This window comes from Streptomyces sp. NPDC017676, from assembly GCF_044329325.1.
Taxonomy (GTDB): Bacteria; Actinomycetota; Actinomycetes; order Streptomycetales; family Streptomycetaceae; genus Streptomyces.
In genome coordinates, this window is sequence record NZ_JBIRJA010000007.1 from 29,178 (window position 1) to 49,810 (window position 20,633).

A 20,633-nucleotide genomic window follows, 5' to 3' on the forward strand; every position below is an offset into this window, starting at 1 on the left:
CTTCCCGACCCCGGTGTGAGCCCTCTGGTCCCGGCGTGAGCCCTCGGGTCCTGGCCTGAGCCCTCTGGTCCCGGCGTGAGGGGCCCGGCCTAGGCCTCAGATCCCGGCCTGAGCCTCCGGTCCCGCCCTGAACCGGCTCAGACCACCGCGCCGCGCCCCGGGTCGTCGTCCTCCTCGTCGTCCGTCCGCATCCGCGTCACCAGCGTCACGAAGCCGCCGAGGAAGCCGCCGATGCCGAGGGTCGCCAGCCACCAGGTCATGTCCCAGCCGAGCAGCACCGCCAGCAGGAGCAGGACCGGGCCGCCGACCACGCCGAGCCAGGCGAACCTGGCGGTCGTGTCCGTGGTCGGCAGCGGGGGCGGCTCCGGCGGCACGAAGTGGCCCTCGTCGTCCTCGTCGAAGTCGTCGTCGGACGGCTCGGGCGCCGTGTAGTCCCGTGGGCCGATAGCTGGCGCGAAGGAGACCGAGCCGCCCAGCGGCCGGGCGGGCTGCCGGTCCGCGGAGTCCTCCGGGTCGCCGCGGGACTCGCCCTCCTGGTCCTTCGCCGCGTTCTTCTCCAGCAGCGCGAGATCCTCGACCGGCTTGAAGGGCCGGGCTCCCGGCGGGTCCGGCGGCTCGTCGCCGTACCCGGCGACGATGGCGCGCCAGGCGGCGTCCTCGTCGAACGGCACCTCCTGCCCGTCCGGTTCGCGGGCCTCGTGACCGCCCTGGCCCTCGCGGTCCTCGCGGTCCTCGCGGCCCTCGCGGCCCTCGCGGCCCTCGCGGTCGGAGTCGTGCTCAGCCAACTGCGGCCGTCCCTTCCTTGCCGACACTGGGTGCGAGCCGGCCGATGAAGGCGAGGCTCTCCTCGAAGATCCGGTCCGCGTCGTTGTCCAACGTCGCCACGTGGTAGCTGTGTTCCAGCACGATCTCCGTGACGTCCGTGGCCGACACCCGGCTCAGCACCCGCGCCGAGTCGGCCGCCGGGACGACATGGTCCCGGGCGCTGCGCAGCAGCAGCAACGGCTGGGTGACCTGGGGCAGCTCGCCGTCCAGCCGGCGCAGGAACACCCGCAGGGAGTGCGCCGCGTGCAGCGGCACCCGGTCGTAGCCCAGCTCGGCCGCGCCCTCCTTCGCGATGTCGCTGGCGATGCCCTTCGTCGTCCGCACCAGGTGCCGGGCCACCGGAAGGGCGTACGCCGACAGGCCGTGCACCTTGTTGGCCGGGTTGACGACCACCGCGCCCGCGACCCGCTCGCCGTGCCGGGCCGCGAGCCTCAGGGCCAGCGCACCGCCCATCGACAGACCCGCGACGAACACCCGGGAGCAGCGCTCGGCGAGCAACCGCAGTTCGCGGTCCACCTGCGCGTACCAGTCCTGCCAGGTGGTGAGCTGCATGTCCTCCCAACGGGTGCCGTGGCCGGGCAGCAGCGGCAGGGAGACGGTCAGGCCGTGGGCCGCGTGGTGCTCCGCCCAGGGGCGCAGCGACTGGGGCGAGCCGGTGAAGCCGTGGCAGAGGAGAACCCCCACCTCACCGCCCTCGTGGCGGTACGGCTCGGCTCCGGGGAGAACTGGCATGTGCTTCACCGTACGCGACCGCACTGACACCGACCAGGGTCGTCGGGCTCATTGGCGGTCCTCCGGGTTAAGGTCTCCTCGACGGAAACAGGAGGCACACGGGTGTTGTACGGCGCGATGAAGGTCGCCATCGGGGGGCCGCTGAAGGTCGCCTTCAGGCCATGGGTGGAGGGCCTGGAGAACGTTCCGGCCACGGGCCCGGCCATCCTGGCCAGTAATCACCTGTCCTTCTCGGACTCGTTCTTCCTGCCGGTGGTGCTGGACCGCAAGGTCACCTTCATCGCCAAGGCGGAGTACTTCACCACCCCGGGTGTGAAGGGCCGGCTCACCGCCGCCTTCTTCAAGGGTGTCGGCCAGCTCCCGGTGGACCGCTCCGGGGCGCGGGGCGCCGGTGAGGCGGCGATCAGGAGCGGCATAGAGGTGCTGGAGCGCGGCGAGCTCTTCGGCATCTACCCGGAGGGCACCCGTTCGCCCGACGGGCGGCTGTACCGGGGCAAGCCCGGCGGCCTCGCGCGCGTGGCCCTCGCCACCGGCGCGCCCGTCATCCCCGTGGCCATGATCGACACGGAGAAGATCCAGCCGCCCGGCCAGGTCCTGCCGAAGCTGATGCGGCCCGGCATCCGCATAGGCAAGCCCCTGGACTTCAGCCGGTACCAGGGCATGGAGCACGACCGGTTCGTGCTGCGGGCGCTGACCGACGAGGTCATGTACGAGATCATGAAGCTCTCCGGCCAGGAGTACGTGGACATCTACGCGACCGCCGCCAAGCGGCAGATCGCGGAGGCGGCGAAGGCGGCGAAGGACGCGGAGAGGGCCGAGAAGGCGGCGAAGGCCGCCAAGGAGGCGGAGAAGGCCGGCAAGGAGCAGGCCGAGCCCTAGACGGGCACAACGGGGAGCCGGGGGGAACCGGGGGAGATGCCCAAGCGTGAGCGCGTCATGCGCATGTCGGTCGAGCTGCCGCTGTGGCGGGCGCTCGCCGGCTACCGCGTCCTGACCATGCTGTACGCGATCGGCCTGTGCGCCACCGCGTACGACCACTTCAGGCGGCCCTGGGTCGCCGTCGCCTACTACGCCGTCCTGGCCGTGTGGACCCTCGCCACCCTGCCCAAGGTGGCGGGCGCGGCGAGCTGCACCCGGCGCTTCCTGGCCGCCGACCTGACCGTCGCCCTCGTCGGCATCCTGCTCACCCCGGTCGCCGACAGCCACGAGCGGATCGCGGGCGGCGGCCCCACCCTGCCGTCGATATGGACGGCGGGCGCGGTGCTGGCCTTCGCCCTGAAGGGCGGCTGGCGCTGGGCGGCCGTCGCCTCCACGGCCGTGGCCGCCGTCAACCTGGTCGAGCGCGGCCACCCGGCCCGGGACACCGTGCACAACGTGATCCTCGTCTGGGTGGCCTCCATCGCCATCGGCTACGTGGTGGAGGTGGCCCGTGCCTCCGAGCGCACCCTCGCCCGCGCGCTGGAGATCGAGGCCGCCACCCGGGAGCGGGAGCGGCTGGCCCGGGACATCCACGACAGCGTGCTCCAGGTGCTGGCGATGGTGAAGCGCCGGGGCGCGGCCCTCGGCGGCGAGGCGGCCGAACTGGGCCGGCTGGCCGGGGAGCAGGAGGTGGCGCTGCGCACGCTGGTGTCGGGCGGCCTGGTCCCGGTGTCCCGGGTCTCGGAGGACCTGGCGGCCGGCGCAGTGGTCCGCGCGGTGGAGGAGCCGGACGAGGAGGACCCGGCCGGCCCGGTCGACCTGCGCTCCCTGCTCGCCCGGTACGCGTGCGCCCGGGTCAGCCTCGCCGAGCCCGGCGCCCCGGTGCTGCTGCCCTCGGCCGCGGCCCGCGAGGTGGCCGGCGCGGTCGGGGCGGCCCTGGACAACGTGCGCCTGCACGCGGGGGCCGAGGCCCGGGCCTGGATCCTGGTGGAGGACGAGCCGGACGAGGTCGTCGTCACCGTCCGGGACGACGGCCCCGGCATCCCCGAGGGCCGGCTGGCGCAGGCCGAGGGCGAGGGCCGGCTCGGGGTGGCCCAGTCGATCCGGGGCCGGCTGCGCGACCTCGGCGGCAGCGCCGAGATCGTCTCCGTGCCCGGACAGGGCACGGAAGTGGAACTGAAGGTACCGAAGGGCGCCGTGCGGGCGCGGGGGAAGAGGGCGGAGCAGCGATGACACAGCAGGACGCGATCAAGGTCATGGTGGTGGACGACCACCCGATGTGGCGTGACGCGGTCGCCCGTGACCTGGCCGAGTCGGGCTTCGAGGTGGTCGCCACCGCCGGCGACGGCGAGCAGGCGGTACGCCGCGCCAAGGCCGCCGCCCCCGACGTCCTCGTGCTGGACCTCAACCTGCCGGCCAAGCCCGGCGTCCAGGTGTGCAAGGAACTCGTCGGCCACAACCCGGCGTTGCGCGTCCTCGTCCTCTCGGCGAGCGGTGAGCACGCGGACGTGCTGGAGGCCGTGAAGTCCGGCGCGACCGGCTACCTGCTGAAGTCGGCCTCCACCGAGGAACTGCTCGACGCGGTGCGCCGTACCGCCGTCGGCGACCCGGTGTTCACGCCGGGCCTCGCCGGGCTGGTCCTCGGCGAGTACCGGCGGCTGGCCGCCGAGCCCGCGCCCGCGCCGGACGCCGACGAGCCGGGCGCGCCCCGGCTGACGGACCGGGAGACGGAGGTGCTGCGGCTGGTGGCGAAGGGCCTGAGCTACAAGCAGATCGCCGAACGCCTCGTCATCTCCCACCGCACGGTGCAGAACCACGTGCAGAACACCCTCGGCAAGCTCCAGCTGCACAACCGGGTGGAGCTGGTGCGGTACGCGATCGAGCGCGGCCTCGACGAGGAGTAGGACCGGCGCGGCCCGCTTCCGGCCGTGCACCGGAATCACCCTTCCCGCCTCTCCCGGTGTGACCTGAATCACCATTAGCGTGACCGGGTGTCAGGGAACCGCTGCGAAGGGACATTTCCATGCGGGTCGGAGTACTGACCGGAGGCGGCGACTGCCCCGGGCTCAACGCCGTCATCCGGGGCATCGTCCGCAAGGGCGTGCAGGAGTACGGCTATGACTTCGTCGGCTTCCGGGACGGCTGGCGGGGTCCCCTCGAAGGCGACACCGTTCGTCTCGACATCCCCGCGGTGCGCGGCATCCTGCCCCGCGGCGGCACCATCCTCGGCTCCTCGCGGACCAACCCCCTCAAGGCCGACGACGGCATCCGCCGGATCAAGGACAACCTGGCCAAGCTGGACGTCCAGGCCCTCGTCGTGATCGGCGGCGAGGACACCCTGGGCGTCGCCGCGCGGCTGTCCGGCGAGTACGGGGTGCCCTGTGTCGGAGTGCCGAAGACGATAGACAACGACCTGGCGGCCACCGACTACACCTTCGGCTTCGACACCGCCGTCAACATCGCCACCGAGGCCATCGACCGGCTGCACACCACCGCCGAGTCCCACATGCGGGTCCTCGTGGTGGAGGTGATGGGCCGGCACGCCGGCTGGATCGCCCTCCACTCCGGCCTGGCCGGCGGCGCCAACGTCATCCTCATCCCCGAGCAGCGCTTCGACATCGAGCAGGTCTGCGACTGGGTGACCTCCCGGTTCCGGGCGTCGTACGCGCCGATCGTGGTCGTCGCCGAGGGCGCCGTGCCGAAGGACGGCGACATGGTGCTCAAGGACCGGTCGCTGGACTCCTTCGGGCACGTCCGGCTGTCCGGGGTGGGCGAGTGGCTGGCCAAGGAGATCGAGAGGCGCACCGGGAAGGAGGCCCGTACGACGGTCCTCGGGCACGTCCAGCGCGGCGGCACCCCGAGCGCCTTCGACCGCTGGCTCGCCACCCGCTTCGGTCTGCACGCCATCGACTGCGTCCACGACGGCGACTTCGGCACGATGGTCGCCCTGCGCGCCACCGACATCGTCCGGGTCCCCCTGGCCGAGGCGACGGCCCGGCTGAAGACGGTGGACCCGAAGCTGTACCAGGAGATCGGGGTGTTCTTCGGCTGACGGCGGCCCCCGGCGGCTACACGGTCGTGCGGCGCAGCTGACCGATCAGCTCCCGTACGACCGCCGCGCCGTTCAGGGTCAGCACCGACTCGGGGTGGAACTGCACGCCCGCGAAGCCGGGGCCCCGCAGGGCGTGCACCTCGCCGTTGGCCGCGCGGCTCACCTCGACGCCGTGCGCCGCCAGTTCGCGGGCCGCCTCCTCGTCGCACCGCGCGACGAAGCTGTTGTAGAAGCCGACCGTCTCCGGCCGCCCGAACAGGTCGATCTCCGTCTGCGCCCCCTGGTACGGCACCTCCTTGCGGACCAGCTCCAGACCGAGCTCGGCCGCGACCAGCTCATGCCCCAGGCAGACGCCCAGCACCCCGTGCCGGTGCTCACGGATCACGGTGGCCGCCAGTTCGCGCAGGAAGCGCATCTTCGGATCGGCCCCGTCACGCGGGTCACCCGGGCCGGGGCCCAGCACCACCGGCCCCCGGTGCGCGAGCACCGCCGCCCGCAGTCCCGGCTCGTCGTACCGCCGTACCGTCACCTCCAGGCCGCCCGAGCGCAGCACGTGCGCCAGCATCGCCGTGAAGGTGTCCTCGCCGTCGACCACCAGCGCGTGGCCGGCCGGCTCCGGCGTGCGCTCCTGCATCCGCAGCCAGAACGGCGCGAGTCCGGCCCGGCGCCCGTCCAGCGCGGCCCGCACCCGCGGATCGTCGGCCAGCCGCGCACGCTCCCGCTCCGCCCGCGGCCGGGACGGCCGTACCCCGAGGGCGGCCAGCACGCCCGCCGCCTTCGCGTGGGTCTCCGCGACCTCGCCCGCCGGATCGGAGCCGCGCACCAGCGTCGCCCCCACCGGGACGCGCAGCCGGCCGTCGGCACCGATGTCGGCGGTGCGGATCAGGATGGGGGAGTCGAGGGTCTGCGCGCCCCCGGAGTCCCGCCCGAGCAGGGCGAGCGCCCCGGCGTAGTACCCGCGCCCACCGGCCTCGTGCCGCTCGATCACCCGGCACGCGTTCTGTACCGGCGACCCGGTCACCGTCGCCGCGAACATGGTCTCCCGCAGCACCTCCCGCACGTCCAGCGAGGACCTGCCGCGCAGCTCGTACTCGGTGTGTGCGAGGTGAGCCATCTCCTTCAGCCGCGGGCCGACGACGACCCCGCCCATGTCGCCGACGGTGCACATCATCTTGAGCTCCTCGTCGACGACCATCGACAGCTCCTCGGTCTCCTTGCCGTCGGCGAGGAAGCCGAGCAGGTGCTCGGGGGTCGGCCCCTCGGCGGGATAGCGGTACGTCCCGCTGATCGGGTTCATCACGACGGTCCCGCCGCTCATCCGCACGTGCACCTCCGGACTCGCCCCCACCAGCGTCCGCTCCCCGGTGTGCACCACGAACGTCCAGTACGCGCCCCGCTCGCCCTCCAGCAGCCGCCGGAACAGCGCGAGCGCGTCCGCGCGGTTGAAGCCGGGGATCTCGCCCTCGTAGGTGCGCCGGATCACGAAGTTGGCGCCCTCGCCCCGCCCGATCTCCTCGCGCAGCACCCGCCCGACGGTCTCCGCGTACTCCTCGTCGCCCACGTCGAAGCCGCCGCCCTCGACCCGTACGTCGTGCGCGGGGAGCTGGGCCAGGGCCTCGTCCAGCGGCAGCGTGTGCGTCTCCTGCGGGGTCAGCACCAGCAGCGGGGTGCCGTCGTCGCGGACGTCGAAGCCGCGCTCGCGGATCTGCCGGAACGGGACCAGGGCGAGACCCTCGTCGGGCAGGTCGGCGAGCCGGTCCCGGCTGGTCACCGGGCCGAGCAGCACCTCCACCAGGTGCTCGTCACGGCCCGGGGTGCGGCGGCGGAGCAGGGCGAAGGGGCGGGGATCGGACAGCAGGTCCATGAGGTCCACGGGTCGGGCTCCTTCTGAGTCGTCTGACGGAGAGGAACGGCCCCGGACACGCCGAAGGCCGCCCCTCGGGCGGCCTTCGCGAAGTCTTGCGTACGCGCAGTCAGTGGGCCGCCGGATGAGCGGTCCACCACCAGTTCTGGGTCGAAAGCGCGAACATGCCGTGCAGCCTATCCCACGTCCGCACTGTGCACACGGTGTCTCATCAAATGAGCACCGGCAGGACCCCACGACATCACCCCGTAATGTGGAGCTCGTGACCGTGAACGCTAAGACCAGCCCGAGCGCTGGCAACACCTGGCGAAACCTGCCCGCGGCGCAGCAGCCCGAGTACCCCGACCCCGAGGCTCTGCGCGCAGTGATCGCGGACCTTGAGTCGTATCCGCCGCTCGTCTTCGCGGGCGAGTGCGACCAGCTGCGCGCCCGGATGGCGGCCGTCGCCAAGGGAGAGGCGTTCCTCCTCCAGGGCGGCGACTGCGCCGAGGCGTTCGACGCGGTGTCCGCCGACCACATCCGCAACAAGCTCAAGACGCTGCTCCAGATGGGTGCCGTCCTCACCTACGCGGCCTCCGTGCCCGTGGTCAAGGTCGGCCGGATCGCGGGCCAGTACTCCAAGCCCCGCTCCAAGCCCACCGAGACCCGCGACGGCGTGACGCTGCCGGTGTACCGGGGCGACTCCGTCAACGGCTTCGACTTCACCGAGGCCAGCCGCATCCCGGACCCGGAGCGGCTGAAGCGCATGTACCACGCGTCGGCCTCGACGCTGAACCTGGTACGCGCCTTCACCACCGGCGGTTACGCCGACCTGCGCCAGGTGCACGCCTGGAACCAGGACTTCGTGCGGACCTCGCCGTCGGGCCAGCGCTACGAGCAGCTCGCGCGCGAGATCGACAACGCGCTGAACTTCATGCGGGCCTGCGGCACCGACCCGGAGGAGTTCAAGACCGTCGAGTTCTTCTCCTCCCACGAGGCGCTGCTGCTGGACTACGAGTCCGCCCTGACCCGGGTCGACTCCCGCACCGGCAAGCTGTACGACGTCTCGGCGCACATGGTGTGGATCGGCGAGCGCACCCGGCAGCTGGACCACGCGCACATCGAGTTCGCCTCGAAGATCCGCAACCCGATCGGCATCAAGCTCGGCCCGACCACCACGGCCGAGGAGGCGCTGCGCTACATCGACCGCCTCGACCCCGAGCGGGAGCCGGGCCGGCTGACCTTCATCGTCCGCATGGGCGCCGGCCAGATCCGCGACAAGCTCCCCGAGCTGGTCGAGAAGGTCACGGCGTCCGGTGCGACGGTGGCCTGGGTGACCGACCCGATGCACGGCAACACGTTCGAGGCGGCCTCCGGGCACAAGACCCGCCGCTTCGACGACGTGCTCGACGAGGTCAAGGGCTTCTTCGAGGTCCACAAGGCGCTGGGCACCCACCCGGGCGGCATCCACGTGGAGCTGACCGGCGACGACGTCACCGAGTGCGTGGGCGGCGGCGACGAGATCTTCGTGGACGACCTGCACCAGCGCTACGAGACGGCCTGCGACCCGCGGCTGAACCGCAGCCAGTCGTTGGACCTGGCGTTCCTGGTGGCCGAGATGTACCGGGACCAGTGACCGGGGACCGGTAGCGACCGTCCGGTGACGCGGAGTCCTGGGGCGCGGATCACATCCGATCCGCGCCCCTGCCACTTTTGTGGCCACCGGGGGATGGGTAAGGTTAGGTTTGCCTCACCGGAAATGGGGTGGCAGGAACAGTGACCCCGTCGGGAGGTGAATCCGCGTGTACGTCTGCAGCTGCTTCGGTGTCACCGAGGACCAGGTCAAGCAGCACGCGGAGAACGGTGCCTGCACCCCGCGCCAGATAGCCTCGGCCTGCAAGGCGGGCACCGACTGCGGCGGCTGCGTGCGGCGCATCCAGGCGCTGCTCGGCCGTGGCGCCTGCCCCCGCCGGGAACTGATCGACCAGCGCTCCCCGGCCCTCGTACCGCTGGACGACGCCGCGTAGCGTCCGCCCCCGCGCGGGCTCAGTGGGTGGAGAAGCCGCCCGTGCCCGGCCCCGAGGAGTCGGGCTGGCTCTGCTCGATGACGGTCGACAGGTAGAGCGCCTCGCCCAGCTTGTCCACCAGTTCCAGCTGGGTGTCCAGGTAGTCGATGTGGTGCTCCTCGTCGGCCAGGATCGCCTCGAAGACGTTCGCCGACGTGATGTCGTCCTTCTCGCGCATCACCTGGACGCCCCGGCGCAGCCGGTCGATGGCCTCGATTTCGATCTGCCGGTCGGCCTGGAACATCTCGGTCACCGTCTGCCCGACCCGCACATGGAAGAGCCGCTGGTAGTTGGGCAGGCCGTCGAGGAGCAGGATGCGGTCGGTGAGGACCTCGGCGTGCCGCATCTCGTCGAACGACTCCGCGCGCGTGTACCGGGCGAGCTTCGTCCACCCCTTGTGGTCCTGGAGCTTGGCATGCAGGAAGTACTGGTTGATCGCGGTCAGCTCGGCGGTCAGCTGTTCGTTGAGCAGTTCGATGACCTCGGGGTCGCCTTGCATCGCTGTGGACTCCTTCCAGGTGGACCCGGCCGATAGCGCCGCATGATTGCACCGGTGAGGAAGATCGTCCAGTAAGTACGCACTTAGTAAGTTCGTCCCAAGTTGATGATAGTTGTCCGGTTCGGGAGTGGGTGGTCAGGGGCACTGCCCGAGGTCTGTCAGGATGGATACATGGGTCATCCGGTGGAGCGAGAGTCTGGGGCAGCGGCAGGTTCCGAGCTTCCGCCGGGTCAGCGGCTCCAGCGCGGCTGGCCGGTCACGCACTACGGGCCGGTCCCGAAGTTCCGGCCCGAGCGCTGGGAGTTCAGGGTCTTCGGCGCCACCGCCGACGGTGACAAGCACACCTGGGACCACGAGGAGTTCACGGCCCTGCCGTACACCACGGTGGTGGCCGATCTGCACTGCGTGACGAAGTTCAGCATGGTCGGCGCGGAGTGGGGCGGCATCCCGGCCCGCGCGATCGTGGACCTCGCCCCGCCGGCGCCGGACGTCACCCATGTGATGGTCTGGGCGGAGTACGGCTTCAGCTCGAACCTGCGCCTCGCGGACTTCCTCTCCGACCGCACGATCTTCGCCACCCACAAGGACGGTGAGCTGCTCACCGCCGAGCACGGCTTCCCGGTCCGGCTGATCGTGCCCCACCTGTACGCCTGGAAGGGGCCCAAATGGGTCCGGGGCGTGGAGTACATGACCGCCGACCGCCGCGGCTTCTGGGAGGAGCGCGGCTACCACAACATCGGCGATCCCTGGAAGGAGCAGCGCTACTCCTACCAGGAGGAGCCCGGGGACGGCCCCGAGCTCTGATCCCCGGCCCGCTCAGTGGTGGTACCGGTGCACCACCGCGTGGCCCTTGCCCCGACCGATCATCCACTTGTTGACCGGGGTGGTCACCATGAAGGCGATCACGAACGAGACCGCGAGCGAGATCCAGAACAGTGCGTCGCCCAGCGTGGCGTCCATCGCCGACGGCCAGACCAGGATCACCCCGTTGTCCATCAGCTCCATCACGACGATGGACAGGGTGTCCGCGGCCAGCGCCACCCGGAAGGCCGTACGGAAGTCGACGCCGGCCCGCAGGACCCCGCGCAGGGTGAGCGAGTAGCCGAAGACGAAGGCCAGGACGATCGCCAGCACCATGGTCGGCGGATTGCCCCAGCCGAAGGCCGTGCCGACGACCATGCCGAGCACCTCGCCGATGGCGCAGCCGGTGAGGCAGTGCAGGGTGGCCTGGACGGCCATGGCCCAGGTGGCGGGGGGCGCGTGGTGGTGTCCCCGGTGGTCCGTGTCGGCGGGCCCGTGGTGCTGTGCGTGTGCCGCGTGCGCCTCGTGCTGCATGACTACCCCCATGTCGGATGACGGCTCCTGCGCCCTGCGGGAACCATATACCCCGTGGGGGTATTCCCCAACGGTCAGTCGTCGCGCAGTTTCTTCAGCCGCTCCACGTCCGCCGCGTGTCCCTCCTTGCCGCCGGGCGTCTCGATGACCAGCGGTACGCCCTCGGTCGCGGGGTGGGTCATGAGCGCCCGGAACGCGTCCTCCCCGATGTGGCCGGCGCCGATGTTCTCGTGCCGGTCCTTGTGGGCGCCCACCACGTCCTTGGAGTCGTTGGCGTGGATCAGCTTCAGCCGGCCGGGGCCGACGGTGTCCACCAGCAGGTCCAGGGTCTGGTGCATGCCGTCCGGCCCGGTCAGGTCGTGCCCGGCGGCGAAGATGTGGCACGTGTCCAGGCACACGCCCAGCTTCGGATGCGCGTCCAGCGCCTCGAAGTACGGCCCGAAGTCCCAGGTCCGCGAGCACAGCGAGGCGCCCTGCCCGGCGGTCGACTCCAGCAGCAGGAACGGGTCGTCGTCGTGGGTCAGCTCGTCCAGCAGCGGCAGCAGACGCGCGCGCACCTGCTTCAGCGCGACCTCCCGCGTCCTCCCGCCGGTGGCGCTCCCGGTGTGCACCACGACACCCAGTGCCCCGATCTCCCGCCCGCGCCGCAGCGAGTGCCGCAGCGACTCGACCGACCGCTCCACGGTGGCCTCCGTGTGCGAGCCGAAGTTGATCAGGTACGGCGCGTGCACGTACGCCGGGACCGACTCCTCGGCACAGGCCGTGCGGAACGCCTCGTCCTGCCGCGGGTTCCCGGCGGGCGTGGCCCAGCCACGCGGATTGGCGACGAAGACCTGCACAGTCTCGGCCTTCAGGTCACGGGCGTACGACAGCCCGACGGAGTGGAGACCACCGGCCACGGGCACATGGCCGCCGACGGGGTTGCGGGGGAGGGGGGACTGAACGGGACTCACCCGTTCAGGGTGTCATGTCCGCCCCCGCGCCCGGACCGCGCTCCCCGGTGAGACCTGTCACCGGATGGTGATCGTGATCGTCGACCCCTTGGGCGCCTCGTCGCCGCCGTCCACCGACTGCTTCTTCACGGTGTCCCCGAACAGCCCGAGCAGCCCGCGGTCCTCCTTCACCTCGAACCCGGCGTCCTCCAGGGCCTGGTGGGCGTCGTCCACGCTGTCCCCGACCACGTCCGGGACCTCGATCATCTCCGGGCCCTTGGACAGTGTCAGCGTCACCGTGTCGCCCTCGGCCGCCTCGCGGCCGTCACCCGGGCTCTGCGCGGCGACCGCGCCCTCGTCGTACTCGGAGTTGATCCGCTCCCCGGCCACCTTCACCTTCAGCCCGGCGTCCGTCAGCTCCTGCTTCGCGCTCTCCAGGTCGTCACCGGTGACGTCCGGCACGTCGATCGGGCTGCCCTTGCTGACGATCAGCGCGATCGCCGAACCCGCGTGCCGCTCGGTGCCCGCCTCCGGTGTCGTACCGATCACCGAGCCCCTGGGGACGTCGTCGCTGAACTCCCGGGTGACCATGCCCGGCTCCAGGTCCTCCGCCTTCAGCCGCGCCCGCGCCTTGGCGAGTGACTGGCCCGCCACGTCCGGGACGTCCACCGTCTTCGGTCCCAGCGACACGGTCAGCGTCACGGAGTCGTGGTCCCGGATGCGCGCGCCGGGCGCCGGGTCGGTGTCGATCACTGTGCCGCGCTCGACCGTGTCGCTGTACGCGCGCTTGACCTGCCCGACGTCCAGCCCGGCCGACTTCAGCCGCTCCTTGGCCTGCGCCTCCGTCTTGGCCAGCAGCGGCGGCACCTTGGTGAACTGGCCGGAGTTGATGTACCAGACCCCGGCGCCCACACCGAACACCACCAGCACGGCCGCGATCACCGCCAGTACCGCGCGCCGGGGCCGCCCCGGGCGCCGGCGGGGCGGCAGCGGCGGGCTCTGGAACCGGGCGGTGCGGTCGATTGCGTCCCCAGGGGCGTCCGTGTCCTCGTCGACGGGCAGCGGACCGGATGGGGGTCCCCCCGCGCGAGCGAAGCCGAGCGCGGGGGAGGTGAGCGCGCGCGGGATCACGCTCGTGCGGTCCTCGGCGTTGTCGTGCTCGGCGGTCAGCGCCTGCGGCGGCAGCGCGTCCAGCTGCTCGTCGGTCAGCGACAGACGGGCCTCGCGCGCCTGGGCGAGCAGGGCCACGGCGTCGTGCGGCCGGATGTCCGGGGTGCGCGCGGTGGCCGACGCGACCAGCTCGTCCAGCGGGTACGGCAGGCCGGGCACGAGCTGCGAGGGCGGCGGCACGTCCTCGTGGAGGTGCTTGTAGAGCACCTGGGCCGGGGAGTCCCCGGAGTGCGGCTTGGCGCCCGTCAGCATCTCGTACAGGACCACACCGCACGCGTACACGTCGACGCGCGGGTCGGTGGCGCCCTGCTCGATCTGCTCCGGCGCGAGATAGGAGACGGTCCCGAGCACGGCGCCCGTCGTGCTGGTCACCGTGTCCACGGAGCGCACCAGCCCGAAGTCGGCGACCTTGACCCGGCCGTCGTCGCCTATCAGCACGTTCTCGGGCTTCATGTCGCGGTGCACGAACCCGGCCCGGTGCGCGGCACCGAGCGCGGCGAGCACCGGCTCCAGGATGTCCAGCGCGGCCCGCGGCTGCAGCGCGCCCCGCTCGCGCAGCACGTCCCGCAGGGTGCAGCCGGCGATGTACTCCATCGCCAGGTAGACGTACGACCCGTCGGTCCCCTGGTCGAAGACCTGCACCACGTTGGGGTGGTCCAGCCGGGCGACGGACTTGGCCTCCCGGATGAACCGCTCGACGAACGCGCCGTCGGCCGCGAGCGTCGGGTGCATCACCTTCAGCGCGAGCACACGGTCCAGGCGGGTGTCCAGGGCCCGGTAGACCGTGGCCATCCCGCCGGCCGCGATCCGCGCGTCGACGCGGTACCGGCCGTCGAGCACCTGCCCGACGAGGGGGTCCTGAAGGGTCGTATCCACGAGAGGCGAGTCTACGAGGGAGCACCGGCAGTTCCCGCGCCGAGACCGCTTTCCACCAGCACTGCAGCCGACCTGTGACGCACCCACGACGTCCCGGCCCGGAACCGCGGCACCGGTTCAGAACGCGGGACGCTCGGGATCCAGCACGGCCAGCCCCTCCGCGGGTGACGACGCCTCGGCGAGGTACCTGCGGGGAATCCGCCCGGCCAGCCGGGCCAGCCGGCCCCCCTCCACCGCGAGCTTCATGGCGGAGGCCATCAGCTCCGGCTCCTGGGCCCGGGTCACCGCGGAGGCGAGCATCACCCCCGCGCACCCCAGCTCCATCGCCAGTGCCGCGTCCGACGCCGTACCGGCGCCCGCGTCCAGGATCACCGGCACACGCGCGTGCTCCACGATGAGCTGGAAGTTGTGCGGGTTGCGGATGCCCAGCCCGGACCCGATCGGCGACCCGAGCGGCATCACCGCGGCGCACCCGACGTCCTGGAGCTTGCGCGCGAGCACCGGATCGTCGTTCGTGTACGGCAGCACCGTGAACCCGTCGTCCACCAGCGTCTCAGCCGCCTCCAGCAGCTCCACCGGGTCCGGCAGCAGCGTCCGCTCGTCGGCGATGACCTCCAGCTTCACCAGGTCCGTGCCCAGTGCCTCCCGGGCCAGCCGGGCGGTCAGCACGGCCTCGCCCGCGGTGAAACAGCCGGCAGTGTTCGGCAGCACCCGGATGCCGAGCTTCTCCAGCACCGACAGCACCGAGCCGTGCACGGAGGGGTCCACCCGGCGCATCGCGACCGTGGTCAGTTCCGTACCGGAGGCGACCAGTGCCCGCTCCAGCACGTCCAGGCTGGGCGCCCCGCCCGTGCCCATGATCAGCCGGGAGGAGAAGGTCAGGTCACTGAGGACCAGGGGATCGTCGGCCATGGCTCAGCCTCCCTGCACGGCGGTGAGCACTTCGACCCGGTCACCGTCGGCGAGCGCGGTCGTCGCCCACTGCGCGCGTGGGACGACGGTCTCGTTGACGGCGGCGGCCACCCCGCGCGGGGCGGCGGTGAGGGTCCGGACGAGGGTGTCGAGGACGGTCCCCGGGGCGATCTCCCGACGCTCCCCGTTGACGGAAATCATGACCTGGCTGTTCATGCGGGCTGCTCCAGCTCCTCCATCGTCTCCACGCGCGCGGCGTCTTCCCCGGACGCGGTGCCGAAGCGCCGCGGCGTGAACGGACGCGCCTCCTCCGGAAGCTCACCGGTGACCAGCGCGTGCGCCAGCACGTCCCCGGTGACCGGTGTGAGCAGCACCCCGTTGCGGTAGTGCCCGGTGGCCAGCAGCAGCCCGGCCAGCCCGGACGGGCCGAGCAGCGGCGCGTTGTCCGGGGAGCCGGGGCGCAGCCCGGCCCGGGTCTCGGTCAGCGGCAGCTCGGTGATGCCGGGCACCAGCTCGTGCGCGTCGCGCAGCAGCTCGTACACGCCCCCCGCGGTGACCGTCGTGTCCCAGCCCAGCTCCTCGCTGGTGGCGCCGACGACCAGCTCGCCGTTCTCCCGGGGCACCAGGTACACCTGGCTGCCCCGCACCACGGCCCGCACGGTCCGGCTCAGGAACGGCGCGTACCGCGGGGGCACGGTCAGCCGCAGCACCTGCCCCTTCACCGGCCGCACCGGAGGCAGCAGCTCGTCCGGCACGCCCGCGAGGCGCCCGCTCAGACTGCCGGCCGCGAGCACCACCCGGTCCGCGCGCAGCGCCGTGCCGTCCGCCGTGGTGACCCCGGTGGCCCGGTCCCGTACCACGTCCAGCCGCTGCGCCCACGCCCGGTGGAACACCACACCGGTCCGCTCGCACGCGGCCACCAGGGCCGCCGCCAGCCGGCGCGGGTCGATCTGGTGGTCGCCGTCGACCCGCAGCCCGCCCCGCACCCCCGGCGCCAGCATCGGCTCCAGGCGCCGGCACTCCCGCCCCGACAGCCACTCCGAGGCGAGGCCCGAGCGCCGCTGGAGCGCGTGCAGCTCGCGCAGGTGGGCACGGTCGTCGGCGTCCAGGGCGATGGCGAGGGTGCCGCAGCGGCGGTAGCCGAGGTCATGGCCGGTCAGTTCGCTCAGCTCGGCCGCGAACGCCGGGTAGCGGCGGGCCGACTCCAGGTTCAGGGCGAGCAGGGTCTCCTCGCCGTAGTGCAGTTCGGTGACCGCGGCCAGCATCCCGGCCGCGACCCGCGCGGCCCCGCCGCCGGGTTCGGGGTCCACCACGGCCGTGGCGAGCCCGCGCTGCGCCGCGCGCCAGGCCGTGACCAGGCCGATGATCCCGCCCCCGATGACGAGGACGTCGGACGTACGTGACGACATGGGCGTCCAGCCCCTCCCTTCGCCGGCATGACCCGGATCAGGTTCGTACGGTCGGAGGCCGCCAGCCTCCCTCTCAGCCCGGTGCGTCCGGGCTCCCGCGAGTGCTTGTACGGTGGCAACCCTAGCCCGCCGCCCTCCTCACCCGTAAGGGAGCCTCGTTCCATGGCCCGATCGCTCGACGGACTGATCCTCGCCCCCGTGGCGGACCAAGCCCCAGGTCAGGTGGGTACCCGCACACGGTTCGCGTACCACGAGAAGGACGGCGAGATCTGGGCCGAGTACACGGGCGGTGACGTCGTGCGCGGCCATCTGGTCGGCACCCGGGAGGGCGACCGGCTGGACTTCCGGTACGTGCAGCTCAAGACCGACGGGACGACCTCGTCGGGGCACTGCGTGTCCACGGTCGTCGAGCTGCCCGACGGGCGGGTGCGCCTGGACGAGACCTGGGAGTGGGAGTCCCAGGCCGGCTCCGGCACGAGCGTGGTGGAGCAGGTCACCGAGCCCGCGCCCTGACTGACGGATCGTCAGCGTCGATTGTCTATGGTGATCGGGTGAGCGAGCAGACAGCGCAAGAGGGCACGGCGGCGGCGCGACGCGTGGTCGTCGTCGGCGCGGGCATGGCCGGGGTGCAGACCGCGGTCGCCCTGCGGGAGCAGGGTTTCCGGGGCGACGTGACCATCATCGGCGCCGAGCCGCACCAGCCGTACGACCGGCCGCCGCTGTCGAAGGCGGTGCTGCTCGGCAAGGCCGAGGACTCCGCCTTCGAGGTGGACTTCGAGTCCCTCGCGGTCGAGCTGCGGCTCGGCTGTGAGGTGTACGGCGTACGCCCCGCCGACCACGAGCTGGACACCGAGACGGGCCCGGTGCCGTACGACGTCCTCGTCCTCGCCACCGGCGCAGAACCGGTCCGGCTGCCCGGCACCGAGGGCGTGCCCGGCGTGCATCTGCTGCGCACCCTGGACGACGCCGAACGGCTGCGCCCCGTGCTCGCCCGGCAGCACGACATCGTGGTCGTGGGCGCCGGCTGGATCGGCGCCGAGTTCGCCACCGCCGCCCGCGAGGCCGGCTGCGCGGTGACCGTGGTGGAGGCCGCCGACCATCCGCTCGCCGGCGCGCTGCCCGCCGAGGTCGCCGCGCCCATGGCCGCCTGGTACGCCGAGGCGGGCGCGGAACTGCTCACCCACGCGCGCGTGGAGCGCGTCGAGCCCGGCGAGGTGGTGCTCGCCGACGGCACCCGGCTGCCCGCGGGCGCCGTCGTCGTCGGCATCGGCGCCCGACCCGCCACCGGCTGGCTGGCCGGCTCCGGCATCGAGCTGGGCGCGCACGGCGAGGTCCTCACCGACGACCGCCTGAGCACCTCCGTGCCCGGTGTGTACGCCGTCGGCGACTGCGCCTCCTTCCCGTCGGCGCGCTACGGCGAGCGGCTCCTCGTCCACCACTGGGACAACGCCCTCCAGGGGCCCCGCACGGTCGCCGCGAACATCCTCGGCGAGACCCCGGCGGTCTACGACCCGGTGCCGTACTTCTGGTCCGAGCAGTTCGGCCGCTTCGTCCAGTACGCCGGTCACCACGCCGGGGCCGACCGCCTGGTCCGGCGCGGAGACCCGGCGGGCCCGTCCTGGACGGTCTGCTGGCTCCGCGAGGACCGCCTGGTGGCCCTGCTGGCCGTCGGCCGCCCCCGCGACCTGGCCCAGGGCCGCCGTCTGATCGAGGCGGGCCGGCGGATGGACCCCGAGGCACTGACCGACCCGGCGCGGCCCCTGAAGAACGCCACGGCCGACTAGACTCTGTCGTCCGGATCAGGCCGGCTACGAGGAGCGGTGCCACCGAGCCCACCCTCCCGCCTGGACCTGCCTGACTTCCGACTGTCAGTGGGGGATGGCAGGCTAGGAAACGTGACCGAGATTGACGCAAAGATCGATGCTCTCGTCCCCGCCTGGCTCACCCTGCCCGACATCGCCGACATGCTCGGTGTCGAGGTGACGCGTGTCCGGCAGCTGGTCAAGGAGGGCCAGCTCATCGCCGTACGCCGGGGTGAGAACAGGGCGCTGCACGTCCCCGCCGCCTTCATCGACGGGGACAAGGTCGTCAAGGGCCTGTCCGGGACCCTGACGCTCCTGCGGGACGACGGCTTCACGGTCGAAGAGATGATCGAGTGGCTCTTCACCCCCGACCCGACCCTGCCCGGCACCCCCGCGCAGGCCCTGAGCGAGAATCGCGGCACGGAGGTGAAGCGCCGCGCCCAGGCGCTCGCCGTCTGAGCCGATCCGCAGCGGGCAGGTGGCGTGCGGGCCGGACGCCCGTACGCCACCGCGCACCACCGCCAGGGACACCGACCACAGGGGGGACCCACGCATGTCCGACACCGCCCGCTTCGCGCTCGCCGACGCCCGCCTGTACCTCTGCACGGACGCCCGCAAGCGCCAGGGCGACCTGCCCGAGTTCCTGGACGCGGTCCTGGCCGGCGGTGTCGACGTCGTGCAGCTGCGGGACAAGGGCATGGAGGCCGCCGAGGAGCTGGAGCACCTGGAGGTCCTCGCCGACGCGTGCGCCCGGCACGGCAAGCTGCTCGCGGTCAACGACCGGGCCGACGTCGCCCATGCCGCCCGCGCCGATGTGCTCCACCTCGGCCAGGGCGATCTCCCGGTCCCCGCGGCCCGGGCGATACTCGGCGACCGGGTGCTGATCGGCCGCTCCACGCACGCCGAGGCGGAGGCCGCCGCTGCCGCCGTCCAGGAGGGCGTGGACTACTTCTGCACCGGTCCCTGCTGGCCCACCCCGACCAAGCCCGGCCGCCACGCCCCCGGACTGGACCTGGTCCGCTACGCGGCGGGCCTCGGCACCGACCGCCCCTGGTTCGCCATCGGCGGCATCGACCTCGGCAACCTGGACCAGGTGCTGGACGCCGGTGCCCGCCGGGTGGTCGTGGTCCGCGCGATCACCGAGGCGGACGATCCGGGCGCGGCGGCGACGGAGTTCGCGAAGCGGCTGCGGGACGCCCGCTAGAGCCGTTCTGTCCATCTGCTGGACAGGAGAGCGGCAATTCGGGCAAATTCCCGGCATCCGGTTGGGGGACCGCCCACCCCTGGCTAACCTGCCGGTATGGCCCTCGGAACCGCATCCACCAGGACTGATCGCGCACGCACCGTGCGCGACATCCTCGCCACCGGCAAGACGACGTACTCGTTCGAGTTCTCGGCGCCGAAGACCCCGAAGGGCGAGCGGAACCTGTGGAGCGCGCTCCGCCGGGTCGAGGCGGTCGCCCCCGACTTCGTCTCCGTGACCTACGGCGCCGGCGGTTCCACCCGCGCGGGCACGGTCAAGGAGACCCAGCAGATCGTCGCGGACACCACGCTGACCCCGGTCGCCCACCTCACCGCGGTCGACCACTCCATCGCCGAACTGCGCAACATCATCGGCCAGTACGCGGACGCCGGCATCCGCAACATGCTCGCCGTGCGCGGCGACCCGCCCGGCGACCCGATGGGCGAGTGGGTGCCGCACCCCCGCGGCCTGACCTACGCGGCCGAACTCGTCCGGCTCATCAAGGAGTCGGGCGACTTCTGCGTGGGCGTCGCCGCGTTCCCGGAGATGCACCCGCGCTCCGCGGACTGGGACACCGACGTCGCGCACTTCGTGGACAAGTGCCGTGCGGGCGCCGACTACGCCATCACGCAGATGTTCTTCCAGCCGGAGTCGTATCTGCGCCTGCGCGACCGCGTGGCGGCCGCGGGCTGCGAGACCCCGGTCATCCCGGAAGTCCTGCCCGTCACCAGTGTGAAGATGCTGGAACGGTTGCCGAAGCTCAGCAACGCCCATGTCCCGGACGCCCTGAAAGAGCGGATCCTCACAGCGAAGGACGATCCGGCGGCGGTACGCTCCATCGGTATCGAGTTCGCCACGGAGTTCTGCGCGCGGCTGCTGGCCGAGGGAGTGCCCGGACTGCACTTCATCACGCTCAACAACTCCACGGCGACCCTGGAAATCTACGAGAACCTGGGCCTGCACCACCCCCCGCAGGCCTAGACCGGCCGCACCGCGATACGACACACTGCGTAGCGGTC

General features: G+C 72.3%; 23 protein-coding genes and 1 riboswitch. Of the genes, 12 read left to right on the forward strand and 11 right to left on the reverse strand.

Features of this window, described 5'->3' with window-relative positions; genetic code table 11:
- Positions 1-137: 137 nt before the first annotated feature.
- Positions 138-785: a hypothetical protein gene (locus ACH4LD_RS16425; protein ID WP_398058599.1), complete on the reverse strand. Its 648-nt coding sequence runs from the start codon at positions 783-785 to the stop codon at positions 138-140.
- Positions 778-1,557 carry an alpha/beta hydrolase gene (locus ACH4LD_RS16430; RefSeq protein WP_398058598.1) on the reverse strand — a complete coding sequence of 260 codons (780 nt, stop codon included), beginning with the start codon at positions 1,555-1,557 and terminating at the stop codon, positions 778-780. The genes ACH4LD_RS16425 and ACH4LD_RS16430 overlap by 8 nt, the downstream gene beginning before the upstream one ends.
- A 105-nt stretch (positions 1,558-1,662) precedes the next feature.
- Between ACH4LD_RS16430 and ACH4LD_RS16435 the strand changes: the two genes are divergently transcribed.
- From ACH4LD_RS16435 to ACH4LD_RS16450, 4 genes are all read left to right on the forward strand, one after another.
- Positions 1,663-2,436: a lysophospholipid acyltransferase family protein gene (locus tag ACH4LD_RS16435; RefSeq protein ID WP_398058620.1), complete on the forward strand. Its 774-nt coding sequence runs from the start codon at positions 1,663-1,665 to the stop codon at positions 2,434-2,436.
- 36 nt (positions 2,437-2,472) lie between these two features.
- Positions 2,473-3,708 carry a MacS family sensor histidine kinase gene (gene macS, locus ACH4LD_RS16440; protein ID WP_398058597.1) on the forward strand — a complete coding sequence of 412 codons (1,236 nt, stop codon included), beginning with the start codon at positions 2,473-2,475 and terminating at the stop codon, positions 3,706-3,708.
- On the forward strand, positions 3,705-4,379 hold the full coding sequence (locus ACH4LD_RS16445) for a response regulator (RefSeq protein WP_398058596.1): 675 nt from the start codon (positions 3,705-3,707) through the stop codon (positions 4,377-4,379). The genes macS and ACH4LD_RS16445 overlap by 4 nt, the downstream gene beginning before the upstream one ends.
- Positions 4,380-4,498: 119 nt before the next feature.
- Entirely contained in the window at positions 4,499-5,527 is a 1,029-nt protein-coding gene (locus tag ACH4LD_RS16450) for a 6-phosphofructokinase (RefSeq protein WP_398058594.1), read from the forward strand.
- 16 nt (positions 5,528-5,543) lie between these two features.
- On the opposite strand, the gene ACH4LD_RS16455 is transcribed toward ACH4LD_RS16450, so the two are convergent.
- Both ACH4LD_RS16455 and ACH4LD_RS16460 read right to left on the reverse strand, forming a co-directional pair.
- Complete coding sequence (locus ACH4LD_RS16455) at positions 5,544-7,400, reverse strand: anthranilate synthase family protein (protein WP_398058593.1); 1,857 nt, start codon at positions 7,398-7,400, stop codon at positions 5,544-5,546.
- A gap of 100 nt (positions 7,401-7,500) precedes the next feature.
- Complete coding sequence (locus ACH4LD_RS16460) at positions 7,501-7,557, reverse strand: trp operon leader peptide (RefSeq protein WP_078912442.1); 57 nt, start codon at positions 7,555-7,557, stop codon at positions 7,501-7,503.
- A 96-nt stretch (positions 7,558-7,653) separates the two neighbouring features.
- On the opposite strand from ACH4LD_RS16460, the gene ACH4LD_RS16465 reads away from it, so the two are divergent.
- The gene (locus ACH4LD_RS16465; protein WP_132783854.1) at positions 7,654-9,006 is read left to right on the forward strand and encodes a class II 3-deoxy-7-phosphoheptulonate synthase; all 1,353 of its coding nucleotides are present in this window, start codon (positions 7,654-7,656) and stop codon (positions 9,004-9,006) included.
- 166 nt (positions 9,007-9,172) lie between these two features.
- Positions 9,173-9,397, forward strand: coding sequence for a (2Fe-2S)-binding protein (locus ACH4LD_RS16470; RefSeq protein ID WP_132783855.1), 225 nt, complete (start codon positions 9,173-9,175; stop codon positions 9,395-9,397).
- Between the two features lie 19 nt (positions 9,398-9,416).
- On the opposite strand, the gene bfr is transcribed toward ACH4LD_RS16470, so the two are convergent.
- Positions 9,417-9,935 (reverse strand): bacterioferritin, encoded by a 519-nt coding sequence (gene bfr, locus ACH4LD_RS16475; RefSeq protein WP_398058592.1) that lies wholly within the window; start codon positions 9,933-9,935, stop codon positions 9,417-9,419.
- Positions 9,936-10,106: 171 nt separating this feature from the next.
- Here bfr and ACH4LD_RS16480 point away from each other — a divergent pair, with 171 nt between their 5' ends.
- A complete protein-coding gene (locus tag ACH4LD_RS16480; RefSeq protein WP_132783856.1) occupies positions 10,107-10,739 on the forward strand; it encodes a sulfite oxidase-like oxidoreductase in 633 nt (210 codons plus the stop codon).
- A 12-nt stretch (positions 10,740-10,751) separates the two neighbouring features.
- Here the strand turns inward: ACH4LD_RS16480 and ACH4LD_RS16485 are convergent, their stop codons facing one another.
- The 6 genes from ACH4LD_RS16485 to thiO all read right to left on the reverse strand — a co-directional run bounded on the left by ACH4LD_RS16485 (position 10,752) and on the right by thiO (position 16,569).
- A complete protein-coding gene (locus ACH4LD_RS16485; RefSeq protein WP_398058619.1) occupies positions 10,752-11,270 on the reverse strand; it encodes a DUF4396 domain-containing protein in 519 nt (172 codons plus the stop codon).
- A 74-nt stretch (positions 11,271-11,344) separates the two neighbouring features.
- Entirely contained in the window at positions 11,345-12,223 is an 879-nt protein-coding gene (locus ACH4LD_RS16490) for a deoxyribonuclease IV (protein WP_398058591.1), read from the reverse strand.
- Positions 12,224-12,280: 57 nt separating this feature from the next.
- Positions 12,281-14,248, reverse strand: a complete 1,968-nt coding sequence (gene pknB / locus ACH4LD_RS16495; RefSeq protein WP_398058590.1) for a Stk1 family PASTA domain-containing Ser/Thr kinase — start codon at positions 14,246-14,248, stop codon at positions 12,281-12,283.
- Between the two features lie 117 nt (positions 14,249-14,365).
- On the reverse strand, positions 14,366-15,160 hold the full coding sequence (locus ACH4LD_RS16500) for a thiazole synthase (protein WP_398058589.1): 795 nt from the start codon (positions 15,158-15,160) through the stop codon (positions 14,366-14,368).
- Between the two features lie 3 nt (positions 15,161-15,163).
- The gene (gene thiS, locus ACH4LD_RS16505; RefSeq protein WP_398058588.1) at positions 15,164-15,376 is read right to left on the reverse strand and encodes a sulfur carrier protein ThiS; all 213 of its coding nucleotides are present in this window, start codon (positions 15,374-15,376) and stop codon (positions 15,164-15,166) included.
- On the reverse strand, positions 15,373-16,569 hold the full coding sequence (gene thiO / locus ACH4LD_RS16510; protein WP_398058587.1) for a glycine oxidase ThiO: 1,197 nt from the start codon (positions 16,567-16,569) through the stop codon (positions 15,373-15,375). The genes thiS and thiO overlap by 4 nt, the downstream gene beginning before the upstream one ends.
- Positions 16,567-16,678, reverse strand: a riboswitch (TPP riboswitch). Its footprint overlaps the gene before it by 3 nt.
- A 53-nt stretch (positions 16,679-16,731) precedes the next feature.
- Between thiO and ACH4LD_RS16515 the strand changes: the two genes are divergently transcribed.
- The 5 genes from ACH4LD_RS16515 to metF all read left to right on the forward strand — a co-directional run bounded on the left by ACH4LD_RS16515 (position 16,732) and on the right by metF (position 20,595).
- On the forward strand, positions 16,732-17,082 hold the full coding sequence (locus ACH4LD_RS16515; protein ID WP_398058586.1) for a hypothetical protein: 351 nt from the start codon (positions 16,732-16,734) through the stop codon (positions 17,080-17,082).
- Positions 17,083-17,120: 38 nt separating this feature from the next.
- The gene (locus ACH4LD_RS16520) at positions 17,121-18,353 is read left to right on the forward strand and encodes an FAD-dependent oxidoreductase (RefSeq protein ID WP_132783862.1); all 1,233 of its coding nucleotides are present in this window, start codon (positions 17,121-17,123) and stop codon (positions 18,351-18,353) included.
- Between the two features lie 111 nt (positions 18,354-18,464).
- Positions 18,465-18,830: an Rv2175c family DNA-binding protein gene (locus ACH4LD_RS16525; protein WP_058080226.1), complete on the forward strand. Its 366-nt coding sequence runs from the start codon at positions 18,465-18,467 to the stop codon at positions 18,828-18,830.
- A gap of 94 nt (positions 18,831-18,924) precedes the next feature.
- Positions 18,925-19,575: a thiamine phosphate synthase gene (thiE, locus tag ACH4LD_RS16530; RefSeq protein ID WP_398058585.1), complete on the forward strand. Its 651-nt coding sequence runs from the start codon at positions 18,925-18,927 to the stop codon at positions 19,573-19,575.
- A gap of 96 nt (positions 19,576-19,671) precedes the next feature.
- A complete protein-coding gene (gene metF / locus ACH4LD_RS16535; RefSeq protein ID WP_103815280.1) occupies positions 19,672-20,595 on the forward strand; it encodes a methylenetetrahydrofolate reductase [NAD(P)H] in 924 nt (307 codons plus the stop codon).
- Positions 20,596-20,633: the final 38 nt, after the last annotated feature.